Source organism: Halobiforma nitratireducens JCM 10879, from assembly GCF_000337895.1.
In the GTDB taxonomy this organism is placed as follows: domain Archaea; phylum Halobacteriota; class Halobacteria; order Halobacteriales; family Natrialbaceae; genus Natronobacterium; species Natronobacterium nitratireducens.
Genome location: NZ_AOMA01000182.1, coordinates 1 through 18,859, shown reverse-complemented (window position 1 = coordinate 18,859; position 18,859 = coordinate 1). Strand labels below are relative to the sequence as shown.

The following is an 18,859-nucleotide window of genomic DNA, read 5'->3' as shown; positions in this document are numbered from 1 at the left end:
AGCCACTGCAAGCCAGTGGGCACCTGCTCGCCAGACGGATCGGCGATCAGTGTACAAATCGTTGCAGTTGTTACTATAGCGGAGGTGCCGTAACCGCGAGTCAGCGACTCAGTCGAATCGCTCGAGCGCGATAGCCCAGATAAAATACGGATAGTGACACGCCCATCCGAGCGGTGACTACCGTCCCGTATCGTACTTGTACGTCGCCGAATCGGAATCGATCCCGAAATCCTCGGCCGACTCCTCGTTCGATACCTCGTCTCGCCCTTCCGGCGCGCGCTTGAACGCCGCCCGGAGCCGGTCGGGCATCCGGAACCGATCCACCTCGAGGGCATACGGCACCGCCTCGGAATCGACGCCGTCACGCTTGGCCGACAGTCGGGTTTCCAGCGTGACCGGCAGGGCGGACTCCTCAATTCGGCGGAAGCCAAACTGTGCGAGGTAGCTCCCCTCCCCCGTGAGCGCGTAGACGGTGTCGAATCCTTCGTCGCTCGCGTACTCGATCAGTCGTTCGACGACGTGAGCGCCGACGCCCTGGCCACGCCACCCCTCGAGAACGCCGATGCTGGTGAGTTCACAGACCTCGTCCCGGTCGTCGTCCTCGGCCTTGTGGATGCGGATCCGACCGAACCCGGCCTTTTCGCCCGACTCCTCGTCGACCGCGAGGACGTAGTCCCGGGACCGGAAGGCCGTATCGTCGAGCCCCATCGACTCGATGTGATCGAGCAGCCAGACCTCGTCCCTGTTTTTCGCGTCCCGGACGTACATGGGTCGACGTAGGAGCCGTGCGGTCAAAAGGATTTGTGGGTTCTCGCCGCCGTATCGACGGTTCCCGTCCCGAATCGGCCGTCGAACCGTCGCCTCGCGTGTCTCGCCCGAGCGGGCGATCGTCGGGCCGTCTGGACCCCCGCTATCGAGTGGGTCGGTAGTTCACCGACGGTGGCTCCCTTCGCCGGCTCTCGAACGTTTACAAGTATGGGGTGAGTGCCGACGATATGGTCGATACAGTCGACGATCCACTCGAGGAGCTCGCGAACCTCCCGACCGTCGCCCACCCCGTCGTCTCCCCGGACGGGGACGAGGTCGCCCTCTACTACGATATCACTGGCCGGAACGAACTCCACGTACTGGACGCCGAGACGGGCGATCTCGAGCAGTGGTCCGACGGCGAAGTCCCCCGAAACGCCCGCTGGCATCTCCACTGGGGGGCGGACGGCGACCGCGTCTACTTCCACCGCGACGAGGGCGGCGACGAACAGAACGACGTCTACGCGCTCACTCGAGACGGCGAGGTCGAGTCCGTCGTCGAGATGGAGGGGCAGGTCGCGGTCCAAGACGTGGGCGAGGACGTTCTGCTCGTGGGCTCGAACCGGGACGGCCAGATGAACGTCTTCCGGCACGACCTCGAGGGCGGTGAGACGACGAAAGTGACCGACTACGAGCGTGCGGTGTGGACCTCTACACTCTCGCCGTCGGGTGACCGGATCGCGTACGCGACCAACGAGACCGACGACTTCGACAACCGCGACGTCTACGTCGCGAACGCCGACGGCTCCGACCCCCAAAACCTCGAGATCGGCGAGGTCGGTGCCGAAGCGGAGCCGGTCGACTGGGGACCGGATGGTGATCGATTACTCGTAAGCGACAACACACCGGACCTCGGGCGTGTTGGGGTCTACGACCTCTCGGACGACGCAGTCACCTGGCTCGGCGACGGCGAGTACGAGGAGTCGCCCGTGACGGTTCTACCGGACGGCGAACGCGTCCTCGCGCTTCGAATCCGGGACGCTGTCTCCGTTCCGATCCTGTACGACATAGAGAGCGGCGAGAGCCGAGAGCTCGACCTCCCCGAGGGCGTGACGACGTTCGGTCGAATCGGCCCGAACGAGGTCTGTCTCGACGGGAATCGACTGCTGCTCCAGCACACCGCGCCGACGAAGCGACCCGAACTGCTGGTGTACGACCTCGAGAGCGAGGGGCCACGCGCCTCGAATAGTCGAGCGGGGAGCGAAGCGACCCGCGAGAGCGACGACCACGAGACGCTGCTCGAGGCCGAGTACGGTCCCTTCGACCGGAACGACTTCGCCGACGCCGAGTACTTCACCGTCGACTCCGACGGCGTCCCCGAGACGTCCGCGGAGGCCGTCGATCACGACCCCGCCGACGAACTCGAGATCGGCTGTCTGCTGTACGACTCTGGCGAGCGGCCGTCGCCGCTCGTCGTCGTCCCCCACGGAGGACCGCGAGCCCGCGACGACAAGGCGTTTAACCTCTATACGCAGGTACTCGCCTCACAGGGGTTCTCGGTGCTGAAGGTCAACTACCGGGGCTCGACCGGCCGCGGTCGCGAGTTCGTCGAACGGCTGATCGAGGACTGGGGCGGTGCCGAACAGGGCGATGTCGCCACAGCAGTCGAACACGTCCTCGAGACGCGCGACTGGATCGACGAGGACCGCGTCGTCGTCTTCGGTGGCTCGTACGGCGGCTACTCCGCGTACTGGCAACTCGTCCAGTATCCCGACCTCTACGACGCCGGCATCGCCTGGATCGGGCTGACCGACCTCGAGGAGATGTACGAGACGACGATGCCCCACTACCGCGTCGAACTCATGGAGAAGTATCTCGGGACGCCCGAGGAGAACCCCGACCTCTACGAGGAGCGGTCGCCGATCACCTACGCCGAGAACCTCTCGGTACCGCTGCTGATGGTCCACGGCGTCAACGACAGCCGCGTCCCCGTCTCCCAGGCACGGCTGTTCCGGGATCGACTCGAGGAACTGGGCTACGAGGGCGGCGAAGGGAACGACTTCGAGTACGAGGAACTCGGCGAGGAAGGCCACGCCTCCACCGACCAGGACCAGAAGCTCCGAACCTTCCGGCTCCTGTCCGACTTCCTCGAGCGCAGAGTCGGCACGGAGAGCGCGGCGGCCGACGCTGACGACTGATCGTCGCGCTTTTCGCCGTTTTCGGGCTCGGGTTTCCAGTCTCGCGCAGCGACCGGAGCGCAGTCGTCTGGGGTGGCGACGAACAGCGGTTCAGGATCGATCGATCGGAGACGGGCAGTGACGAGCACAGACGAGTTCGACCGGCACGACCACCACTCGCTCGAGTCGAGTCCGGAGAACCTCGAAACCGCCACGAGTGAGAGTCGTGCTCACCTCGAGCGGCCGGCTATCGACCAGCGTCGGAAAGACCTCGCTGAGCCGCCCGTAGAGGAACGAACTGGGACTGTTCGCTGCTGCCGATGGCGCGATAACACAGAGTCTCCCCGCTGGGGCAAGCACCCGACGGACTTCCTCGAGGACGGCCACCCGGTGCTCGTCGTCGAACAGCTCGAGGGTGAAACTGACGAGCACGGCGTCGAAACTATCGGAATCGAACGGTAACGCTACCGCGTCGCCACAGACGACCGCGGTTGTCCCGTCTACGCCACCGCGCTCTCGAGCGAGACGGCACATCCGTTCTGCAACGTCGATACCGACGACGCCGCCGTCGGAGCCGACGGCGTTGCCCAGCGTGGCCAGTCCACGGCCGGTTCCACAGCCGATATCGAGCACGCGATCGTCCGCGGCGACCTCGAGGAGGTCGATACCCTGCCGTCGGAGACGACTGTGGAAGGGATCGACGAAGGAGTCGTAGTACCGACTGAGCGCGTTGTACCACGCTCTGCTCTCCTGTGAATCGTGAGTCCGTCTTTCCATTACTGGTCCGTTCGCTCGCCGGATCGGCTGGAGCGTCTCCGGAAGAGGATGAGGATGAGGAAGACGATGCCACCGGTAAGCAACCCACCGAGAAGCAACACGAGAACGATTAGGGAGGTGGGGATGGCGACGTTGGCGACCAGCACCGACGGTGCCACGCGAGGGCTGTTGATCGAGGGCATCAGCTATCCGTTCAGATGCATTGTACTTATACGCGCCTGATAGTTGGTTCGGTAGCAGCCAGGGGAGGGGCTGTCGTAGCGCACGTCTCGTTCCGACAACCGAGACACTGACCTGCCCCGGCTGTAGATCGTGGGTCGTCCCAGCGGCCGGTCGGAGAACCCGGTGAGGCCGGCCTGTGACCGCTTACTGGTCCCGTTACTGATCTCGTTTGGACTCTCGCTTTTCATCGAGGACGGTAACAGTCACTTCCCGTGAAGCGGGTCCGATCACGACCTCGGAGCCTGCGTACTCGAACCGAACGGTGACGGGGGCTGGTGACTCGAGGAGGGGGATCAGTGCCTCTGTATCGACGGCCTCGTACAGCGGTGGGAGAGCTGTCGGGTCGTAGCCTTCATGCGCCGCGATTCGATCGAGTGCCGTGACGAGTGTCGGGTGCATGGGTGGGGGCTTCAGTTACCGTGCTCTGTTGAATAGCGGTGTTGTCGTGGATCGTCGTCATATGAGCCGACATATGCGCTGCTCACGGCAGCGGTCTCAAATCGGCGTACTTCGCCTCGGCTCAGAGGGCGGTATTCAACACGGCACGTTAGCCAACCCTCCACTATCTCACAAGGCGTCATCAGTGGGGCCAATCTGAAGCCGGGGGTTCTGCTATGGATGAGAGCGTTATGTTATGGGGTGCGAAGAATGTCTAACTTGAATATGATCAATGGTCCAAAATATCAGTAGATTATCCCACTCAAAGCACGTTTGGGCTACTAATTTTAGCCTCAATAGTTATTGGAGCTGAACTTCATCTATATGACAAATCACTAAATGCGGAAGTAAATTCAGAAGGATATTCTGTCCATAAGTTATTCCCGAATTGTCGCCTAATGTATTGTCATGAAGCGCCGAACCGTTCTTTCGTCTACTGTCACTGGCTTTTGTCTCGTTGGGGTAGGTTATCTCTCGAACAATGATGAAGGTGGCTGTCCCGATAACGAAGCCGTAGAGATAGACTTAGAGGATGAATTATCCTATGTAGAATACAATCTCGACAAATTCCATAATGAGTCTCGCGGAATATATTTGATTACTGAAACTGACGATATTGACACCTATACAGACGATGATGTGTTGAACAGCGAAGATAGACAGTGGATCGAAGAGACCGATTTCTCGGAAAGTGTTGTTCTTGCACTACAGGTTATTTCATCGCGTGAATCCAGTGAGCCGTTAATTCACGGCGTGGAGCGAGAGTATCGAATAGAACAAGGAGAAGGCCGCAGTGATGAGACCTTTCATGTATATTCGTGTATTGCTCGCTCGGGAGATACTGACGACTCAGAGATATATGCTCGGCTGCTTCGCGTTCCTCACGGAGGGGAACCGCCAGATTCTGCTGGACTCACGCATTGGGAAGACAGTTCATTTTTCGAATCATAGATTCGCGCCTCGTACTCCGTTGCGGTTTTATTCGCTGATAGTTGAGCGTCGTCGATCACGAATCGAATCAGCACGCTGACAACGAGACGACCGCCGCAGCGACGACTCCCGTCGAGTCGATTGCAGGTCCGGTGTTCCTGCTCTCGGGCGGCGCGGATCGGATATAGGACTCCGCGAAACTCCACGAGATCGCTGCCGAGCGACTCGATCACCACGACTGTGACTACGAGCACCTGGTATATCCGGACGCAGGGCATGCTATCAGTACACCGTCTCTGTCGACGTCCAACCGCGAGCAGTCGCGACAGTTCGTCGTGGGCGGTACGGCGGACGGCGACGCCAGGGCGGACAGCAACCACTGGCCGCGCGTTCTCGAGACGCTCGAGTCGCTCCGGACGTGAGGTGTCCGCTTCGTATCTGTCGCGCCCGATGCGTTACGTTTAGCAGGTAGTTTGTGATAGCGATCGGAGATACTGATCGTCTCTGCACCACCTGCTCGTCTTGCAGTTATCGTCCGTCCGGCAGTCAAAAGGAGACTGTGCGAACCGTTCGATGACAGCTCGACGTGGGAACCGGAGACCGAGCGTGCTGTACCAACTACTGTTAAGGGACCCCACGTTCCATCGAACCAGTATGCTCCACGCCACTGGGCCGTTGCTCACCGTCGACGTCGGTGAGCGGACGGCGACCGAAACCGAGATCGACGAGCTGCTCGAGCGCTACGTCGGAGGGCGAGCCCTCGCGACGGCGCTCGCCCACGAGCGGATCCCGTTCGACGCCGATCCCTTCGGTCCCGAAAACCGGGCCTACCTCTCGACGGGACCGCTCCAGCAGTCCCAGATGTCGTTTACCGGTCGGATGAACATGACCGGCCTCTCGCCGCTAACCGACGGCTTGGCCTCGACCAACGCCGGTGGCTACCTCTCGCGGAACTTCGTCGAGACAGGTATCAGCGTCCTCGAGGTCGTCGGCGAGAGCGACGAACTGCTCGCCGTCCACGTCACCGACTCGGGCGTCGAGTTCGAGGCGGTCCCCGAACTCGAGGAGGCGACGGTACCGGAAGTGTCCGACTACGTGGAAGACGAGCACGACCTCGGTCCCGAGAACTGCATCGCGATCGGCCCGGCAGGCGAGAACCTGGTTCGGTTCGCGTCCGTGATGACTTTCGACTCGCGGGCGTTCGGTCGCGGCGGACTCGGTGCGATCCTGGGGGCGAAAAACGTCAAGTGTGTCACGTTCGAGGGCGATGCCGCGCCCGAACTCGAGGTCGAGATTCCGGACCCACCGGAGTCCGACATCCACCGGGAGGCGGCCACCTCGGACGACCGGATGCGACGGCAGGGGACCACCGGCGGCACGGAGTTTATCAACGACAACTTCTCCCTGCCGACGCGGTACTTCCGGGACGACGAGTTCGAGCACGCCGAGAACATCGGCGGCGACGCCGTCGAAGCGAAGAAGTACAAGAAGGGGGCCTGTTCGGCCTGTGCCTACGCCTGCAAACTGCCGACCAGAGACGAAGAGACGGGCATCGAGACGGAAGGCCCCGAGTTCGAGACCGTCTACTCGTTTGGTTCGATGCAGGGGGTCGACGACATCGTCGACGTGATGAAAAGCAACGAACTCTGTGACACTCTCGGCATGGACACCATCTCCGCAGGGGTCACGGTGGCGGCCTATCTCGACAGCGAAGAGGAGTTCGGGAACGCCGACCTCGCCCACGAAATCACCGAAAAGATCGCTTACCGCGAGGGGATCGGCGACCTCCTCGCCGAGGGCGTCGACCGCTGTCACGACGAGCTCGGCGTCGACAATTTGACGGTCAAGGGCATGGAGTTCGCCGCCCACGACGGGCGGGCCCTCCACGGCCAGGGCCTCTCCTATGCCGTCGCGAACCGCGGTGCTGACCACATGTACGGCGGGATGCTCTCTCTGGAGTACAGCGGCGAACTCGACCCACAGGGGACGCTTGGCAAGGCTGAGACGCTCGTCGAACAGGAAAACCACAACGCGTTCCGTGACACCGGCGTAGTCTGTTCGTTCGGTGGCGACTACGTCACCGAGGAGCGCCTCGAGACGCTCTTTTCAGCCGACTACGACGACCTGCTCGCGGTCGGCGCGAAGACGGTCGAACTCGAGCGACACTTCAACAACCAGCGTGGCTTCGACGAGGCCGACGATCGGCTTCCGTACGAGATTCCCGATCTCGACGAGGCACTCACGGAGTACTACGAGGCGCGTGGCTGGAACGACGACGGGACCGTCCCCGAGGAACCGAGACTCGAGGCGACTCCGGCGGACGACTGATCCCGCGGACCGTTTCAGCCGCCGTACACCGACGGAATCATCCGCACCACGGACTCCTCGTCGAGTTCCGTTTCGAGCCCCTCGAGGTGACCGACGTTCCGTTCGTCGACGGTGACGACCGTATCGCCCGCCAGCCCGTCACCGCTTTCGTCGAGGAGTTCGCCCTCGAGAGCGGGGTACGTCGCCTCGAGCTCTGCGAGGAGGTCGCCGGCCGTAACCGAGTCGGCGTCGATTTCGTAGGAGACGGTTTTGTCGCCGACGGCGTCCCGGAACGGTCCGAAGAAGAGACACTCGAGTTGCACGGTCGGCCGACGGTTCGACACGAACGGTCTTGTAGCCGACGGTTCGAGAGCGTCGGTCCAGCTCTCGACGCCCTCGAGTGCCCAGCAGACGGCCGCTTTCGCCGCTATCGTTATCGACCCCCATCGCCCTCGAGGAACGGGCCGGACGCCGGTTCCGTGGGCGACTCGAGTTCGCTTTCGGTGAGCCGTGCCGCCGTCTCACGGGCGATTTCCGCGGTGAAGTACGGATCGCGCTCCCCGCCGAAGACGAGCGTCGGCCGGCTCGAAGATGCAGGCTCTTCCGGTCGCTGGCCCGGAGCCGAGCCTGCAGGTCCCCGTCTTTTGCCGCCGAGCGTAGTAGTCACCAGCCGTTCGTTCATGTCAGACGCTCCCGAATCCGGTTCCGGTTCCGGTTCCGGTTCCGATTTCGATCCCGATCCCGACCCCGATCACGACCCCGGTCCCGGTCGTGACACCCCCCAGCCCGAATCCCTCTGGCTGGCGACGACGCCGACGACCGAGTACGAGCCGTTCGAGGGCGGTCTCGAGGTCGATGTGGCCGTCGTCGGCGGTGGCATCACTGGCCTCACCACAGCGATCGAACTGAAAGAGGCCGGTCGCGACGTGGCGCTGCTCGAGTCGGACCGCATCGTCGAGAGCACGACCGGCCACACGACGGCGAATCTCACGTCCCAGCACGGCTTGTTCTACGACTCGCTTTGCTCGCGGTTCGACGACCAGCGGGCACAGCAGTACGCAGACGCCAACGAGGCCGCGATCGACGAGGTCGAGCGGCGGATCGACGAGCACGGGATCGACTGTGATTTCCGGCGAACGGCTGCGTACACGTACGCGGCCGCGAGCGACGACCTCGAGGACGTTCGCGACGAGGTCGATGCGGCCCGCGGGCTCGGGCTGCCGGCCTCGTACGTCGAGGAAACGCCGTTGCCGTACGACGTTCCGGGCGCGGTCCGGTTCGACGAACAGGCGGCGTTCCATCCGCGAAAGTACTTGCTTTCGATCGCCGAACAGGTCGACGGTGACGGCAGCCACGTCTTCGAGAAGACCCGCGCGCTCGACATCGATCCGGGGGCACCCTGTCGCGTCGAGACGAACCGTGGTGAGGTCGTCGCCGACGATGTCGTCGTCGCCACACATTTCCCGTTTTTCGACCGGGCCGGCTACTTCTCGCGAATGCACCCCAAGCGTGCCTACCTACTCGCGGTCCGGATCGACGGGGACCCACCAGACGGAATGCACTACAGTACCGCATCGCCCTCGGCGACGATTCGGACGCAACCGGTTGGAAACGGCTGGAAAAGAGAAAGCGCAGGTGAGAACGAAGACGGCGGAACGGAGGTACTCCTCGTCGTTGGGGGCCAGAGCCACAAGCCGGGACTCGACGGCCCTCCAACGTCCGAACGATACCGCCGCTGCGAGGCGTTCGCTCGCGAGCGGTTCGACGTCGAGTCAGTCGAGTACCGCTGGTCGACGATGGATTACACGCCGGTGGATTCGGTGCCATTCGTCGGTCCCATCGATCCCGTCAGCGACCGCGTCTACGTCGGCACTGGGTTCAAGGGGTGGGGAATGACTGGCGGCACCGCTGCCGGAATGATCCTCGCGGACCTGATCATCGAGGGCTCGAGCCCGTGGGCCGACGTCTTCGACCCACAGCGGCTTCCAACGGCGGACGCCGCGAAGACGTTCGTCGAGGAGAACGCGACCGTCGGCGGGAACTTCGTCGGCGATCGGATCAAGTCGCTGCTCGCCTCGCTCGAGACGGACATCCCCGACCTCGGCCGAGACGAGGCCGAAGTCGTCCGCCGTGCCGGACGGCCGATGGGCATCTATCGCGACGGCGGTGGAACGGTACACGCCGTCTCGGCGATCTGTCCGCACATGGACTGTCTCGTCCGCTGGAACGACGCCGAACGGACCTGGGACTGTCCGTGTCACGGCTCGCGGTTCACTCACGAGGGAGACGTGCTATCGGGACCGGCGCTCGAGGGACTGCTATACCGGGAACTGTAGCTACCGTCTCGACGAGAGGCCATCGGGGGCGATACGGTTCGGCTCCGGAACGTCGGGCGCGTTCGAGACGGCGTACGCGCCACGGCCGTCGTGTCCGTCGAGTCTGTCGTCCCTGTCGTCCCCGTCGTCGGCTTCTCCGGTGGCCGGCTCAGCCCCGCTTCCAAGGACGATCACACCCTCGGCGAGCAGTGGTGCGAGCACGCCAGCGACGACGGCCCAGGGATCGGAGAGGGGCTCGTGAACGACGACTCGATCCTCGGTCTCGAGTCCGTATTCGTCGATCACGTCACGTGCGGCCGCGAGGGCCTCGTCGTGGGTGAGAGTGCGATCGCCGTCGGTGAGGAGGTCGGTGTCCGGCTCGATCGAGAGGGGCGGAAAGGCCGGGTTCTCGCTCCAGATGCCGGCCTCGAAGTTGTGAACGTCGGGCTCCTCGGGCTTGTCGCCGTAGCCGACGCGCTGGGCTCCCGCCGGGAGGTCGTACCGGCCGCTCTCGAGGTCGTCGACGGGCGCGACGAGGGCCCGAAAGCGGTCGTCGTCGGCCAGCTCCGTCGGCGGCTCGAATCGCGTACGGCCCTCGAGCAGCGTCGTCCCGAAAAACGCGAGCAGGGCCAGCGGGCCGTCGCCGACGACGCCGACGGTGACCCCCTTTCGAACGCCGGCGTGACGAAGGAAGTTCCCCGCTTTCCAGGAAGAGGTACAGAGCCAGTGGTAGTCGAACGGTTTCCCCGTCGCGTCTACCAGCGCCGTGCGGTCGTCGCGAAGTTCACGCGTCAGTAACTCGTCGACGGTCGCGGCGGTCATACCCCGCACTGGGTGCCGCGTCGAAAAAAGCCCGCCGATCGGTTCAGCACGGCCATCGTCAATGCCCGTCGTAGCGTGGGTTCCCCTAGTCGTCCGCCGCTGCTGGCTCGGCGTGATCGACGTCCGTCCCGAGACAGTCGAGGAGCTCGGCGAGCCACTCGGGATGGTCGGGCCAGGCCTGGGCCGTCACCAACGTGCCGTCGCGAGTCACGCCGTCTTCCCAGTCGGCTCCCGCGGATCGAACGTCGGCCTCGAGTGCTGGATACCCGGTACAGGTCCGGCCCTCGAGCACGTCCGCGGCCGTGAGGATCTGGAGCCCGTGACACAGCGCTGCCACTGGTTTGTCTTCCTCGAAGAAGTGACGAACGGTCTCGAGTACCTCGTCGTACGTCCGGAGATACTCCGGCGCGCGCCCGCCGGGAACGACGAGTGCGTCGTACTCGCTCGGTTCGACCGCGTCGAAGTCGTGGGTCAGTTCGAAACCGTGTCCCGGCTTCTCAGTGTAGGTCTGATCCCCCTCGAAGTCGTGGATCGCGGTCGGACAGATGTCGCCGGTCTCTTTCTCGGGACAGACCGCGTCCACGTGGTGTCCGACCATCTGGAGTGCCTGGAACGGGACCATCACTTCGTAGTCCTCGACGAAATCGCCGACGAGGAGCAGAATCTTTTTGTGTGTCATCGTCACGCGCTGTGTTCCACGACGCGAATCTTAAACGATATTCCGGACAACAGTGACAGTCACCGCTCACGAGCGGAGACGGGAGATCGAGACACGCGGTCGAAACGGAACTGAGCCGAACCGAACTGAGCCGATCGACGATGCGAGGAGACGACGTAGACTGGGACCAGCCCGACTCGAGGTGGCCTCCGAACGCGCTCAAAACGCCCGCTTGATCTTCTCGAAGAACCCTTCGTTGACGTCGATCTCGTCGCCGCCGGCCTCGGCGAAGGCCTCCAGCGCCTCGCGCTGTTCTTCGTTGAGGCTCTCGGGAGTGACGACCTGGACCTGCACGTAGAGATCACCCTGGCCACGGCCCCGCAGGCGGGGCATTCCCTTCCTCTCGAGACGGAACGTCTCGCCGCTTTGGGTTCCGGCGGGAATCTCGAACTCGGCAGCGCCGTCGAGCGTCGGCACTTCGACGGTGTCGCCGAACGTCGCCTGCGGGAACGAGATCGGGAGCCGGTAACGGAGATCGTCGCCCTCGCGTTCGAACTCCGCGTGTTCGCGGATCGAGACGTCGATCAGCAGATCGCCGCTCGGTCCGCCGTCGGGACTGGGCGCACCCTCACGCTCCATCCGCAAGGTCTGGCCGTCCTGGATGCCGGCCGGCACTTCGACGGTCAGGGTCGCCTCGTTGCGGACGTACCCCTCGCCGCGACAGTCGCCACAGGTTTCGGAGTAAATCGTCCCCTCACCCTCGCAGCGTCGACAGGTAGTAGTCTGCTGGACGCGGCCCAGCGGCGTCTGCTGGACCTGCCGCTTCTGTCCGCGACCCTGGCACTCGGGACAGGTCCGCGAGTCGGCGTCCGGCGGATGTCCCTCGCCGTTGCACGCGTCGCAAGCCTCGGGTCGTTCGATCGTGAACTGCTTTTCGACGCCCTCGAAGGCCTCCTCGAGGTCGATCTCGAGTTCGGTCCGGAGGTCCTGTCCCTTGCGCTGGCGGCGACGACCGCGACCGGCACCGCCGCCGAAGACCTGCTCGAAGATGTCGCCGAGACCGCCGCCCATCCCGCCACCGCCCATGCCGCCGAACGGGTCGCCGCCCATCCCGCCGGCACCAGCACCGCCCTGGCTGGCGTCGAAGCCGTGTTTTTCCGCCTGCTCGTAGCGATCGTGACCCATCCGGTCGTAGGCCTGGCGTTTCTCCTCGTCGGTCAGGACCTTCTTGGCCTTCTGTATCTTCTTGAACTTCTCCTCGGCGTCGGGGTCGTCGCTGACGTCCGGGTGGTATTCGGTGGCCTTCTCCCGGTAGGCCTGTTTGATCTCGTCGGTGGAGGCGTCGGAACTCACACCGAGCACGTCGTAGAAATCCTCGCTCATTCGTTGTCCATCGGTAGTCCGTTGAGCCACTTGAAACGAACGTTCGATGATCGACCCGTCGAAAGCGAACGGTCGAGCCGGCAAACGTCACGGAACGCCGTCCGGAACAGCCTCCAAGCAGTCGATCATCGAGTGGAACTCCGAGACTGGATTAGCGGGCACCCCAGCGGAAGATTCCACTGTAGTCGGGGAAGAGCCCGTCGACGCCAGCGTCGATGAGTTGTTCGGCCTCGTGCCAGGTGTCGACCGTATAGACGTTGACCGGGAGATCGCGGTCGTGTGCTTCGGCGACGATATCGATGTCAGTTTCGCCGTCGTACATCTCCTCATCGAACATCGTCGTGTCCTTGATCATCCCCATCGGCGGGTTGAGGGCAGCTAGATCGTACTTCTCGGCCATGTCGAGACCCTCCTGAATGGAGTACCACATGAGAAAGGCGACGGGGTAGTCGTGGTCGATCTCGTTTTCGAGGGCCCAAAGCGTCCCCTCCCAGAACGTCGACAGCAGGATCTCGTTGTCGTAGTCGTCGGCGATATCGACTACCGTCTGCAGCCACTCCCAGTGCTCGAGTTCTTCTTCCGGGTGATCGTAATCGTGTGGGTCGTCGCGGTCGTAGTGTTGCGGGTCCGTCGCACCCCACGCCCAGTTGAGTTCCTCGGCACCGACCTTGATGTCGATATTCACACCAACATCGGCCGGAATCGCTTCCATCGACTCTTCGAGGGAGGGGACCGTCTCACCGCTCCCGAGGACTTCCGCCGAGAAGACCTCTTCCGAGGGTAGATCGTAGACCTGGCCGTCGGTATCGGTCGTTTCACCCAGGTCACGGTCGTGGAACACTGCGATGTCGCCGTCGGCGGTCGGGTGCACGTCCAGTTCGATCCAATCCGCGCTGCGCCGGTCCGCACTGTCGTCGGGCTTGCCCTTGAGAGCCTCTTCGAAGGCACCGATCGTGTTTTCGGGGTAGATACCGGCGAACCCACGGTGTGCCATAATTGTGGCCCGACTTTCGTACTCCGATTCTTCGTCGGAGTCGTCGGTCGGTTCTTCGGTACCACCGTCGTCTGTCGTGTCGTCGTCGGTCGGATCGTCGGAGTTTTCCTCCGACTCCGTACATCCGGCAAGTGCACTACCAGCAGCTACCGCACCTGTTCCCGCCACGAATCGTCGACGATTGAGCATACTCGATGTGTTTTCCATCCCGGTACGGAATTTATACTTGATACGTATATATCTTTTTAATTTATAGATTGGTGGGTTAGTAACACGGGAACAAAATTGGAATAACTGAACTGTGTCAACGGGAGATGACTCAACGGCGAATAATACCCCCTCATATACAGATACAATAATATCGGCTTGAATCTACCAGTGGATGATCGAAAGTTCGCACAAATGGCATCATTTTTATACTTCTTGTCTGTGTCCACACTCTTGTCATATAGGGTGAAAGAGTCGGATACCGACAGTGGATGGGAAACCGGCTGCACTCCCCAGGGAACTCGGACGGTTACCAGTACGGACACGATCTGGCGGACAACGGGCTCAGCCACCAGCGACGAAAATACGAGAAGCGACGTGCCCGGTCAAGACCTGCGGGACGCACCTGACACACGGGAACAGCCGCTCGGTCAGCCGGAACGAGACCGGCGGAGCGAACCGATCGTGCGCCCCCTGAGCAACGACTCGTCGTAAATCCGGTAGAGACGGACGTCGTGTAATCGCCCTCGAGAGCGAGAGACGATATCCACGAGGTGACTGCAAAAGCGTGGAGCCCGAGTGACTGTCCGACTAACTCGACGAGGTCGTCGAGTACGACGCCGAACTACGACGGGATCGGCGGGTTACTCCTCGTCGTCTTCCTCGAAGTCGACGTCCTCGAAGTCGGCGTCGACGAACTCCTCGTCGTCGTCGGTGCCTGCAGCACCAGCACCGGCTCCTGGACCGGGGTTCGGGCCGCCGCCCATACCACCCATACCGCCGGGGCCGGCACCTGCTGCGCCGCCGGCACCCGCTGCGCCCTCGGCCTGCTGGTAGACCTGTTTACCGATCTCCTGTAGTTCCTGGCTCAGGTCTTCGGTCGCGGCTTCGATGTCTTCGGCGTCGGCCTCGTCGTCGTCGATCGTCTCCTCTACGTCGTCGACGGCCGCCTCGATCGACTCGCGCAGCTCGTCGTCGACCTGTTCGTCGTTCTCCTCCAGAAGTTTCTCGGCGCGCTGGATCGTCGCCTCGGCCGTGTTACGCGCCTCGATTCGTTCGCGGCGCTTCTGGTCTTCTTCGGCGTGTTCTTCGGCCTCTTGCTGCATGCGCTCGATCTCGTCGTCGGAGAGGCCAGCGCCACCCTCGATCGTGATCTCCTCGCTCTCGCCGGAGCCTTTGTCCTCGGCGGAGACGTTGACGATTCCGTTCTCGTCGATCGAGAACGTGACCTCGATCTGGGGCGTTCCGGCGGGTGCCGGCGGGATACCGGTCAGGTGGAACTCGCCGAGCAGTTCGTTCTCCTCGGCAATCTCACGTTCACCCTGGAAGACCCGTACCTGGACGGTCGTCTGGTTGTCCGCCGCGGTGGTGAAGATTTTCGACTCCTCGGTCGGGATGGTCGTGTTCTTCTCGATCAGGCGCTCGAAGAGGCCGCCTTTGACTTCGATACCCAGCGACAGGGGCGTCACGTCGAGCAGAACGATGTCGTCGACCTCGCCACCGAGAACGCCACCCTGGATCGCCGCGCCCAGCCCGACGGCCTCGTCGGGGTTGACGTTCTTTTGCGGTTCCTTGCCGGTGAGTTCCTGAACCTTCTCCTCGACCTGTGGCATTCGAGTCGAGCCACCGACCAGCAGTACTTCGTCGATGCCGTCTTTGTCGTAGCCGGCGTCCTCGAGTGCCTGCTCGGTCGGCTCGACGGTTCGCTCGATGAGGTCCTCGGTCAGGGACTCGAACTTCGCGCGGGTGAGGCTCTCTTCTAAGTGGATGGGGCCGTCGTCCGTCGCCGTAATGAACGGGAGGTTGATCTCGGTCTCCTTGCGCGAGGAGAGTTCGATCTTGGCCTCTTCGGCCGCGTCTTTCAGGCGCTGCAGTGCCTGCCGATCCTCGCGGAGGTCGATCCCGTGCTCGGACTCGAACTCGTCGGCGAGCCAGTCGATGATCGCCTCGTCCCAGTCGTCGCCACCGAGGTCGTTGTCACCGTTGGTGGCAACGACCTCGTAGACGCCGCCGCCCAGATCGAGGATGGAGACGTCGAACGTGCCACCCCCGAGGTCGTAGACGAGGACGGTCTGGTCGGACTCGTCGTCGAGACCGTAGGCCATCGACGCGGCCGTCGGTTCGTTGACGATGCGCTCGACCTCGAAGCCGGCGATCTCCCCGGCGTCTTTGGTGGCCTGGCGCTGGCGGTCCGAGAAGTACGCCGGAACCGTGATGACGGCCTTCTCGACCTCGTCACCGAGGTACTCCTCGGCGTCCCGTTTGATCTTCTGGAGGATCATCGCCGAGATTTCCTGGGGCGTATACTCCTCGTCGTCGATCTCGACGGTGTAGTCGTCTTCACCCATGTGGCGCTTGATCGACTGAATGGTGCGCTCGGGGTTCTGGACGGCCTGGTTTTTCGCCGGTTTCCCGACGAGTCGCTCGCCGTCTTCGGTGAAGGCAACGACGGAGGGCGTCGTCCGTTCGCCTTCGGCGTTTGCGATGATCTCCGGATCGCCGCCTTCCATCACCGCGAACGCGCTGTTCGTCGTCCCGAGGTCGATACCGAGAATCTTGTTGCTCGCCATTATGGAGTGGATTGTGCGCACTTTGGTTTAAACGTTACTAGCTCGAGTCAGGTCCCGAATAAAATTCGTCCCCGGAGAGAAGCGACCGGGGACGAACGTCCGTCGTCTCTCCCGGGCCGGTCTCCGGACTCGAGGGCGAGTGGGGAACAGAGAGTACAGGGGATCAAAACGGAACAAAGCCGACAGTGTATACGCTGTGAGCGTTTCGAGTGATCGAATCGAGTCCGGCGAACGAATAGCGAAAACGACCAAGCGAACACGAGCGCCGGCCGATCGGCGAGCAGTGAACGAAGCTACGCTTCGTCGGCTTCGTCGGCTTCGTCGGCTTCGTCGGCCTCGTCGGCGACTTCGCCGCCGAGTTCGATCGCTTCGCCCTCCGTTTCGCTCTCGTCGGCGTCGGCCTCGTCGCCGGCGTCGTTCGTGCCGGATTCGGCTTCGATCTCTGAACCGGCCTCGTTCCCGTCGCCGCCCGTTTCTCCCGACGAGTCGTCGCTGGCGTCGTCGGCCTCCGACTCGGGTTCAGATTCGGGTTTGCTCTCGCCCCCGCTCCCGCCCTCACTCTCGTCCTCTGTCGAGCTCGCGAGTTCGCCGTTCGATACGGTCACCTGCGCGTTCTGGATGACCTTGTCGCCCATCTCGTAACCCGGCGTGTAGACGTCGGCGATCGTTCCCTCCGGTTCCTCGCTGTCGACGTTCATCATCACTTCGTGGCGCTGCGGATCGACCTCGTCGCCCGGCTCGGGATCGACCTCGGTGACGTTCTCGTCCTCGAGGATGCGATCGAACTCCCGGAGGGTCATCTCGACACCATCACGCAGGCCCTCGGCGTCGCCGCTGTCCTCCTCCAGGGCACGTTTGAGGTTGTCCCGAACGTCGACGAGTCGCTCTACCAGGTCCTCGGTCGCGCGGTCTTTGATCTGTTGTTGGCGCTTCTTGGCCCGTTTCTTGTAGTTCTGGAAGTCCGCCTGCTTGCGCTTGAGGCGGCCCTTGAGGTCTTCGAGTTGCTCGTCGTACTCCTCGAGTCGCTCGTCGCGTTCCTCGATGGCTTCTTCGCGGGCCTCGAGTTCGGTCTGGAGCTCCTCGATCGTCTCGGCCTGTGATTCGACCCGTTCGGAGAGGTCCTCGAGTTCCTCGCGCTGGTGGGAAACGGTACCCGAGAGGTCGCGAGCCTGTTCGACGATCGAGTTGACCTTGCGGGCGAGTTCGTCGTCGTATTCGGTGACGCGGTCGAGCATGCGCTGTACGTCGGCACTCGTCTCGGGCGTGTGCTCGTCGCCGTCATCGGCGTCCTCGCGGTCGGCGGCCGATTCGTGTGCGGAGTCCGTCTCCGTGGTCGACACAGTGTCGTCAGCGTCACTGTCGTCGCGACTGTCCGCGTCGGCCGCTTCCGCGCCGTGGTCGCCGTTCGTCGGGTCGTCGTCACCGTCGCCGTCTGCCGACGACTGTCGTTCTGTCTTCGGTGCTCGCTTCTGGGTACGTTCCGGTTCCGACTCCCGCTCGTCGGCGCTCGTCTCGCCGTCGTCGGACTCCTCCTCGGACGGGACACCCTGGGCCGAAGGGTTCGTGCCCTCGTCTTCGCTCATGTTCGGGTCAACGAACAGCGGTAATAAAAGGGTTGAGGTCGTCGCCCGACTCCCCGGAGACGTGTGTCGTCGTCGGTATCTGGACGAGCCCCCCTGAGTTTCTGCCGGGTCGGTCCCCAGCGTTTCCGATCCGATCCGATCCACAGCCCCCGCGCTTCCGAGCCGACTGCTGGAGTTGGTCGAGCGCGATCGGCCGGGAGAGACAGGTTACTGTTCCGGTACTTCGACTACGACATCGCCACCGCTCGAGACAGTCACCAGACACTCCTGGTAGACGAACGTTACCTCGAGGAGACGTTCCCGGTCACGTGCGGAGGCGACGATGACTTCCAGGGCTTCCGTGTCGACGCTCTCGAACAGTGGCGGCATCTCGAGGCTGTCTCGGTCGGTGACCGCGGCGACAGTTTCGACGATGGAAACGACGACCGCGTCGGCTGTCGGCTCGAACTGCGCGTGGGCGATTTCCATTCCTGCGTCGTCCCCGGGTTCAGACGGCCAGAGTGTGCTGCTATCGGAATCGGAATCGGACTGCGTTAGGTTGTCGCTCATCGACTGGCTCTACGCGAGCCCGCGGGGTAAGAGACGACGCTGACTAGTCACTCAGCTTTGAACGTTGAAGTAGGATCGTGACGTAGGCGGTAGCGAACACGGATGATGCCGATTACGGACTTCTTGTCGTGCACGCGTGTATTCGACGAGTTCGAGTCGCTGTCACCCGCACAACGTCAG

The 18,859-nt window shown here is 63.0% G+C and carries 18 protein-coding genes and 1 pseudogene; 6 read left to right on the top strand and 13 right to left on the bottom strand.

Annotated elements, in window-relative coordinates; translation table 11 throughout:
• Positions 1–177 precede the first annotated feature (177 nt).
• A complete protein-coding gene (locus C446_RS16440) occupies positions 178–768 on the bottom strand; it encodes a GNAT family N-acetyltransferase (protein WP_006674254.1) in 591 nt (196 codons plus the stop codon).
• Positions 769–995: 227 nt separating this feature from the next.
• Here C446_RS16440 and C446_RS16430 point away from each other — a divergent pair, with 227 nt between their 5' ends.
• On the top strand, positions 996–2,945 hold the full coding sequence (locus C446_RS16430) for a S9 family peptidase (RefSeq protein ID WP_006674252.1): 1,950 nt from the start codon (positions 996–998) through the stop codon (positions 2,943–2,945).
• A gap of 90 nt (positions 2,946–3,035) precedes the next feature.
• On the opposite strand, the gene C446_RS16425 is transcribed toward C446_RS16430, so the two are convergent.
• From C446_RS16425 to C446_RS16415, 3 genes are all read right to left on the bottom strand, one after another.
• Entirely contained in the window at positions 3,036–3,701 is a 666-nt protein-coding gene (locus C446_RS16425) for a class I SAM-dependent methyltransferase (RefSeq protein ID WP_006674251.1), read from the bottom strand.
• The gene (locus C446_RS16420) at positions 3,701–3,883 is read right to left on the bottom strand and encodes a hypothetical protein (RefSeq protein ID WP_006674250.1); all 183 of its coding nucleotides are present in this window, start codon (positions 3,881–3,883) and stop codon (positions 3,701–3,703) included. The genes C446_RS16425 and C446_RS16420 overlap by 1 nt, the downstream gene beginning before the upstream one ends.
• A 196-nt stretch (positions 3,884–4,079) precedes the next feature.
• Positions 4,080–4,322: a HalOD1 output domain-containing protein gene (locus tag C446_RS16415; RefSeq protein ID WP_006674249.1), complete on the bottom strand. Its 243-nt coding sequence runs from the start codon at positions 4,320–4,322 to the stop codon at positions 4,080–4,082.
• Between the two features lie 447 nt (positions 4,323–4,769).
• On the opposite strand from C446_RS16415, the gene C446_RS18930 reads away from it, so the two are divergent.
• The 4 genes and pseudogenes from C446_RS18930 to C446_RS16410 all read left to right on the top strand — a co-directional run bounded on the left by C446_RS18930 (position 4,770) and on the right by C446_RS16410 (position 7,619).
• Positions 4,770–5,312, top strand: coding sequence for a hypothetical protein (locus C446_RS18930; RefSeq protein ID WP_152419466.1), 543 nt, complete (start codon positions 4,770–4,772; stop codon positions 5,310–5,312).
• A 41-nt stretch (positions 5,313–5,353) separates the two neighbouring features.
• On the top strand, positions 5,354–5,479 hold the full coding sequence (locus C446_RS20325; RefSeq protein ID WP_275039922.1) for a hypothetical protein: 126 nt from the start codon (positions 5,354–5,356) through the stop codon (positions 5,477–5,479).
• Positions 5,480–5,494: 15 nt separating this feature from the next.
• A pseudogene (locus C446_RS20495) lies at positions 5,495–5,713 on the top strand (acyl-CoA thioester hydrolase/BAAT C-terminal domain-containing protein); the annotation flags it as partial.
• Between the two features lie 232 nt (positions 5,714–5,945).
• Positions 5,946–7,619, top strand: a complete 1,674-nt coding sequence (locus C446_RS16410; RefSeq protein WP_006674248.1) for an aldehyde ferredoxin oxidoreductase family protein — start codon at positions 5,946–5,948, stop codon at positions 7,617–7,619.
• Positions 7,620–7,633: 14 nt separating this feature from the next.
• Here C446_RS16410 and C446_RS16405 read toward each other — a convergent pair whose 3' ends face one another.
• Together C446_RS16405 and C446_RS16400 are read right to left on the bottom strand one after the other, a co-directional pair.
• Positions 7,634–7,942: a ubiquitin-like small modifier protein 1 gene (locus tag C446_RS16405; protein ID WP_006674247.1), complete on the bottom strand. Its 309-nt coding sequence runs from the start codon at positions 7,940–7,942 to the stop codon at positions 7,634–7,636.
• Positions 7,943–8,031: 89 nt separating this feature from the next.
• Positions 8,032–8,265: an alpha/beta fold hydrolase gene (locus C446_RS16400; RefSeq protein WP_152419465.1), complete on the bottom strand. Its 234-nt coding sequence runs from the start codon at positions 8,263–8,265 to the stop codon at positions 8,032–8,034.
• Positions 8,266–8,278: 13 nt separating this feature from the next.
• Here C446_RS16400 and C446_RS16395 point away from each other — a divergent pair, with 13 nt between their 5' ends.
• Positions 8,279–9,934, top strand: coding sequence for an FAD-dependent oxidoreductase (locus C446_RS16395; protein ID WP_006674245.1), 1,656 nt, complete (start codon positions 8,279–8,281; stop codon positions 9,932–9,934).
• Here the strand turns inward: C446_RS16395 and C446_RS16390 are convergent, their stop codons facing one another.
• The 7 genes from C446_RS16390 to C446_RS16360 all read right to left on the bottom strand — a co-directional run bounded on the left by C446_RS16390 (position 9,935) and on the right by C446_RS16360 (position 18,679).
• The gene (locus C446_RS16390; protein WP_006674244.1) at positions 9,935–10,735 is read right to left on the bottom strand and encodes a hypothetical protein; all 801 of its coding nucleotides are present in this window, start codon (positions 10,733–10,735) and stop codon (positions 9,935–9,937) included. It lies immediately after the preceding gene.
• Between the two features lie 85 nt (positions 10,736–10,820).
• A complete protein-coding gene (locus C446_RS16385) occupies positions 10,821–11,414 on the bottom strand; it encodes a DJ-1/PfpI family protein (RefSeq protein WP_049920309.1) in 594 nt (197 codons plus the stop codon).
• A gap of 198 nt (positions 11,415–11,612) precedes the next feature.
• Entirely contained in the window at positions 11,613–12,776 is a 1,164-nt protein-coding gene (gene dnaJ, locus C446_RS16380; RefSeq protein WP_006674242.1) for a molecular chaperone DnaJ, read from the bottom strand.
• A gap of 151 nt (positions 12,777–12,927) precedes the next feature.
• Positions 12,928–13,938 (bottom strand): glycerophosphodiester phosphodiesterase, encoded by a 1,011-nt coding sequence (locus C446_RS16375; protein WP_239639527.1) that lies wholly within the window; start codon positions 13,936–13,938, stop codon positions 12,928–12,930.
• A gap of 683 nt (positions 13,939–14,621) precedes the next feature.
• Positions 14,622–16,547 (bottom strand): molecular chaperone DnaK, encoded by a 1,926-nt coding sequence (gene dnaK, locus C446_RS16370; protein WP_006674240.1) that lies wholly within the window; start codon positions 16,545–16,547, stop codon positions 14,622–14,624.
• A gap of 293 nt (positions 16,548–16,840) precedes the next feature.
• Entirely contained in the window at positions 16,841–18,130 is a 1,290-nt protein-coding gene (gene grpE, locus C446_RS16365; protein ID WP_006674239.1) for a nucleotide exchange factor GrpE, read from the bottom strand.
• Positions 18,131–18,337: 207 nt separating this feature from the next.
• Positions 18,338–18,679, bottom strand: a complete 342-nt coding sequence (locus C446_RS16360) for a HalOD1 output domain-containing protein (RefSeq protein WP_049920308.1) — start codon at positions 18,677–18,679, stop codon at positions 18,338–18,340.
• Between the last annotated feature and the right edge of the window lie 180 nt (positions 18,680–18,859).